Origin of the sequence: Winogradskyella sp. (assembly GCF_028282165.1) — a bacterium.
Classification (GTDB): domain Bacteria; phylum Bacteroidota; class Bacteroidia; order Flavobacteriales; family Flavobacteriaceae; genus Winogradskyella.
Genome location: NZ_JANQIM010000032.1, coordinates 1 through 5,412 on the forward strand (window position 1 = coordinate 1; position 5,412 = coordinate 5,412).

Genomic DNA, 5,412 nt, shown 5'->3' on the forward strand with positions numbered 1-5,412 from the left:
TGAAATAGGATTTGATAGATCGAAGCAGCCCGATAGATCGGCCACGTTAGATGCCGTTGCCAGACCAATGTCGCCTGTATACCTTAGGTACCAGATATCGCAGATGCCCGTCGGTGCGCCCTCTAGATTAAAGCCTCCTGCCGGTTGCGTCGCTGGTGCGCCCAGGATATCTCCTGTGGCTTGGTCCGTAATGACCCACGTAGAACTATCGCCTGATAGTACGCTCATGTCCACAAACTCTACGGGAATAAGATCGTCAGTGCCCTCGCCAACGCATATCGTGGCTGTGGTATCCGTAGTACCAGCGATCTGGATCATTCCGCCGTTCACCGCGTTTCTCGATACCGAGATCGGATTAGATAGATCGAAGCATCCCGAAAGGTCCGCAACGTTCGTTGCCGTTGCCAGACCAATGTCGCCTGTATACCTTAGGTACCAAATATCACAGATTCCTGTCGGTGCGCCCTCAAGGTTGAAGCCTCCTGCCGGTTGCGTCGCCGGTGCGCCCAAAATATCGCCTGTTGCCTGGTCCGTAATGACCCATGTGGAACTGTCGCCCGACAGAACGCCCATGTCCACGAACTCTACGGGAATTAGATCGTCCGTACCTTCTCCTACACATACCGTTGTCGCAGTATCTGTTGTTCCAGCAATTTGGATCGCTCCTCCTTCTGCATCACATGAACTCCAAGCTGCAGCTGAACCACCATTTGTTGTTGTATAAGGACCATTTCCCGAAACAAAGTTATTGGCATCATCCCATCGTCCTGCTGTCACCGCCTGTCCTGCTCTGGGTTGATTAGCAGCTCCCCATTGTACAAAGGATACCAATACATTAGGATCGGAAGACCCAAAACTATTCGTACTAAAAAGGCTTAATCCGTCTTGTGATTCAGTAACGTCGTATGTTAAGGTTATCGATTCATTAGCTAATAACATATAATCGCCTGCTATTGGTGTTACAGTGCCAACTCTAACATAAGTACCTGGCCCTAAACAAAGCCAGTAATTGGTAACATCTACCATTGAAGATCCCGTATTGGTAATCGTTAATACATCTGTTGCAGGATCTACACTAGTAAATGTTGCACCTTGAGCCAAACTACTCAAGCTTCCTGCAAAAAATAATGATAAGGCTATTATTTCCTTAATCATAGTCTTTAATTGTAATTTTTGTTTCATTTTATTTAAATGCTTTTTTTGATTGCTTAAAATTAGTACCGTCTATTTTCTCAAAATGTTAGCCAGCTAACACAAACAAAAAAACTATTTTAATATACTGATTAGCAAACCTCTACCTTTGGCAAGCTATAAATGAAAAACGCTACGGGATAACTATAAAAGGTATCGTTGAAGTTAATTGAATTAACTGGTGTTTATTTTACAGGATTTATTACTTTTACGTATTACTTTTAACCCAAATTAATTTACAGATCAACGCATGGGATTTTTTGATTTCCTGACAGAAGAAATAGCCATAGATTTAGGAACCGCAAACACCTTAATAATACATAATGACAAGGTTGTTGTAGATAACCCTTCTATTGTAGCAAGAGACCGTATTAGTGGAAAAATCATTGCCGTTGGTAAAGAAGCCAATATGATGCAGGGCAAAACCCACGAAAATATTAAGACCATACGACCACTAAAGGATGGTGTTATTGCAGACTTTGACGCATCAGAGCAAATGATCAATTTGTTCATTAAAAACATTCCTGCTTTGAAAAAGAAATTTTTCAATCCTGCTTTACGTATGGTCGTTTGTATTCCTTCGGGAATAACAGAGGTAGAAATGCGTGCAGTAAAAGAATCGTGTGAGCGTGTTAATGGTAAAGAGGTTTACTTAATTCACGAACCTATGGCAGCTGCCATAGGTATTGGTGTAGATATTATGCAACCTAAAGGAAACATGATTGTAGATATTGGTGGTGGAACTACTGAAATTGCCGTTATTGCACTAGGAGGAATTGTTTGTGATAAATCTGTAAAAGTTGCTGGAGATGTGTTCACTAATGACATCATCTACTATATGCGCACACAGCACAACTTATATGTTGGTGATAGAACAGCAGAAAAAATCAAGATTCAAATTGGAGCGGCGACTGAAGATTTAGAATTACCGCCCGAGGACATGAGTGTTCAAGGACGAGATTTATTGACAGGAAAACCTAAACAAGTACAAATTTCATATCGCGAAATCGCAAAAGCATTGGATAAATCCATTCTTCGAATTGAAGATTCAGTTATGGAGACATTATCTCAAACTCCTCCTGAATTAGCTGCTGATATCTATAATACTGGTATTTATTTAGCAGGTGGTGGATCTATGTTACGGGGCTTGGATAAGCGTCTATCTCAAAAAACCGACTTACCGGTTTATATAGCTGAAGATCCCCTAAGAGCTGTGGTAAGAGGCACAGGAATTGTTCTTAAAAACTTATCAAAATACAAGAGCGTATTGATAAAATAACAAGTAAATAATGCAACAAATCATCAATTTTGTTATAAGAAACAAAACCTTTCTGTTGTTTTTATTTCTTTTTAGTGTTGCCTTAGCTTTAACCATTCAATCACATTCCTATCACAGAAGTAAATTCATAAATTCCGCAAATGGTATAACTGGCGGTCTGTATAGTCTTTCAAATTCAATCGATAAATATTTTAATTTACAAAAAGAGAACGAAATCCTATCTGAAGAAAATAAGCAGCTAAGGGAAACATTATTTAATCTAAAATCTTCAGCAAATAATTCCTCAATTGACACAAGCTATTCTGATAAAATCTATAAAGTTTTTACAGCAGATGTCTATAAAAATAGTTATTCATTAACTAACAATTACCTTACTATTAATAAGGGTAAAAATGATAGTATAAAACAAGATTTTGGGGTAATAACATCAAAAGGTATTATTGGTATTGTTGACAACCTGTCTGGAAATTATGCCACAGTGCTCTCAATATTAAGCAAAAAAAGTAGAATCAATGCTAAGTTAAATACCTCTAATCATATAGGCTCGCTTACATGGGATGGAGACTCGCCCAAAATTGTACAGCTTATAGATGTCTCAAAGTTTGCGCCAGTAAAAGTCGGAGACACTATTGTTACTGGAGGCCAATCTGCCATCTTTCCAAAAGGGATTGGTATAGGTAGCGTTGACAGCTTTGAAACTGATATTAGTGGTGACACATATACTATACAAGTAAAATTGTTTAATGACATGTCTAGTATTGGCACGGTTTACATTCTTGAAAATCGAGACAGAAAAGAAATCATAGACTTAGAAAACAATAGCGATGAATAGTATTTTAGGCATAAATAGTATTCGATTTTTTGTATTGCTGTTAGTACAAGTAATAATTTGCAGTAATATTAACTTTTTGGGGTATATTAATCCTTATGTCTATATCATCTTTATTTTTCTATTTCCAATTAGGGAGAATAGAATGATTTTACTCATATCTAGTTTTTTACTAGGAATGTTGATCGATATGTTTTTGGATTCTGGAGGTGTAAATGCAGCAGCTTCAGTTGTATTGGCCTATACAAGACCAATACTTTTAAAAACATCTTTTGGTATGTTATATGAGCATCAAAGCATTAAGTTTAGTAATACCGAAATAGGAAGCCTTATCACTTATATTACCTTTGGTACTTTAATACATCATCTTGTCCTGTTTTCCCTTGAGATTTTTAATATTTCGAGTATACTTTTAATACTAAAAAAGACGTTATTCTCTAGTATTTTCACTATAATACTTAGTATACTGATTATAATTTTGTTTAGTCGAAATAAAAAATGAGAAAGCTCTTACTCATAACTACTGTTTTACTTGTTGGTTTGGTCTTTATAGCGCGCTTGTTCTATTTGCAAATTTATGGTGGTTACGAATACGATATTTTTGAAGATAACGCCATTAGAAAAGTTTATAACTATCCAAAACGTGGTTATGTTTACGATAGAAATGGAAAACTTTTAGTCGCCAATCAACCATCTTATGACGTTATGGTTATTCCAAGGGAAGTAGAGCCAATGGACGCTTCTGAACTTAATGAATTCTGCAGTCTACTAAGAATAACGCTCGAAGAATACAATAAAAAATTAGATCGCGCCAAAAATTACTCTCCCAGACTACCATCTCCCTTTGTACCTCAACTTTCTAAAACTGATTATGCAGTACTACAAGAAAAGATGCACAAATATGAAGGGTTTTATATTCAAAAACGTTCGTTACGTTCTTACCAAACTACAATTGGAGCCAATGTACTGGGCGATATTGGAGAGGTGAATCGTACTATCATTAAAAGACAGCCTTACTATAAATTAGGTGACCTTATTGGCAAACAAGGTATTGAGAAAACCTACGAAAAAACCTTGAGAGGCATTAAAGGGATTCAGTTTATTCAAAAAGACCGTTTTAATAAAAATATTGGCCCGTATAAGAATGGGACTTTTGATACATTACCAAAACCAGGCAAAGACATTACTATAACTATAGATTCTAGACTCCAAGCTTACGGTGAGTTATTAATGACCAATAAACGTGGTGGCATTGTCGCTATAGAACCTAGTTCTGGTGAAATTTTGGCAATGGTGTCGGGTCCCTCATATAATCCTAATCTATTAGTAGGGAGAGATAGGTCAAAGAATTTCAATAAGCTCTATAAAGATAGTATTGCAAAACCTTTATTTGACAGAGGTTTACAGGCTATGTACCCACCAGGGTCGCCATTTAAAACGCTTAATGCCCTGGTGGCGTTACAAGAAGGTGTAGTGACTACTGAAGAACGTTTTAGTTGTGCAATGGGCTATCGGTATGGCAATAGAAAAATGGGATGCCATGTGCATCGGAGTCCAGCAAACATGAACATAGGCATATACGAATCCTGCAATGCGTACTTTGCCAATGTGTACCGACGAATTATAGACAAATATGATTCGCCCGCTGAAGGAATGGACAATTGGAGTAAACATATTAAGAGCTTTGGTCTAGGCAATTATCTCAATAATGACCTATCTGTTGGGCAACCAGGTAAAGTACCGACTGCAGCAACGTACGACAGAGGTTATGGTAAAAATAGATGGTACACTACATTTACCATATCAAATGCCATTGGCCAAGGAGAAGTTTTGGCCACTCCTATTCAATTAGCTAATATGGCAGCGGCAATAGGAAATCGTGGCTACTTTTATACACCGCATATTATCAAAGAAATTGAAGGAGATACCATCCCTTCAAAGTTTACTACGCCAAGATATACAACTATTGATAAGCAACATTTTGAGCCTATAATTCAAGGCATGTACGATGTTTATAATAAAGGAACTGCAGATATGTTACAAGTTAGAGGTATTGAGATTTGCGGCAAAACTGGGACTGCAGAAAATTTTGCTATAATTGACAGTGTAAAAA

General features: G+C 37.4%; 4 protein-coding genes and 1 pseudogene. 4 read left to right on the top strand and 1 reads right to left on the bottom strand.

Going from position 1 to position 5,412, the window contains the following annotated elements; translation table 11 throughout:
• Positions 1-1,182, bottom strand: a pseudogene (locus Q0972_RS12025) (hypothetical protein); the annotation flags it as partial.
• Positions 1,183-1,441: 259 nt separating this feature from the next.
• Between Q0972_RS12025 and Q0972_RS12030 the strand changes: the two are divergent.
• From Q0972_RS12030 to Q0972_RS12045, 4 genes are all read left to right on the top strand, one after another.
• Positions 1,442-2,470 (top strand): rod shape-determining protein, encoded by a 1,029-nt coding sequence (locus tag Q0972_RS12030; RefSeq protein ID WP_299365965.1) that lies wholly within the window; start codon positions 1,442-1,444, stop codon positions 2,468-2,470.
• Positions 2,471-2,480: 10 nt separating this feature from the next.
• The gene (mreC, locus tag Q0972_RS12035; protein ID WP_299365966.1) at positions 2,481-3,302 is read left to right on the top strand and encodes a rod shape-determining protein MreC; all 822 of its coding nucleotides are present in this window, start codon (positions 2,481-2,483) and stop codon (positions 3,300-3,302) included.
• A complete protein-coding gene (locus tag Q0972_RS12040) occupies positions 3,295-3,801 on the top strand; it encodes a rod shape-determining protein MreD (protein WP_299365967.1) in 507 nt (168 codons plus the stop codon). The genes mreC and Q0972_RS12040 overlap by 8 nt, the downstream gene beginning before the upstream one ends.
• Positions 3,798-5,412: penicillin-binding protein 2 (locus tag Q0972_RS12045; RefSeq protein ID WP_299365968.1), on the top strand; the 1,615-nt coding region annotated here is incomplete at its 3' end. The genes Q0972_RS12040 and Q0972_RS12045, both read left to right, overlap by 4 nt.

Bases quoted from the DNA above. Each gene is read 5' to 3' on its own strand.
- mreC (WP_299365966.1), top strand. From the start codon at position 2,481: ATGCAACAAATCATCAATTTTGTTATAAGAAACAAAACCTTTCTGTTG.
- Q0972_RS12040 (WP_299365967.1), top strand. From the start codon at position 3,295: ATGAATAGTATTTTAGGCATAAATAGTATTCGATTTTTTGTATTGCTG.
- Q0972_RS12030 (WP_299365965.1), top strand. From the start codon at position 1,442: ATGGGATTTTTTGATTTCCTGACAGAAGAAATAGCCATAGATTTAGGA.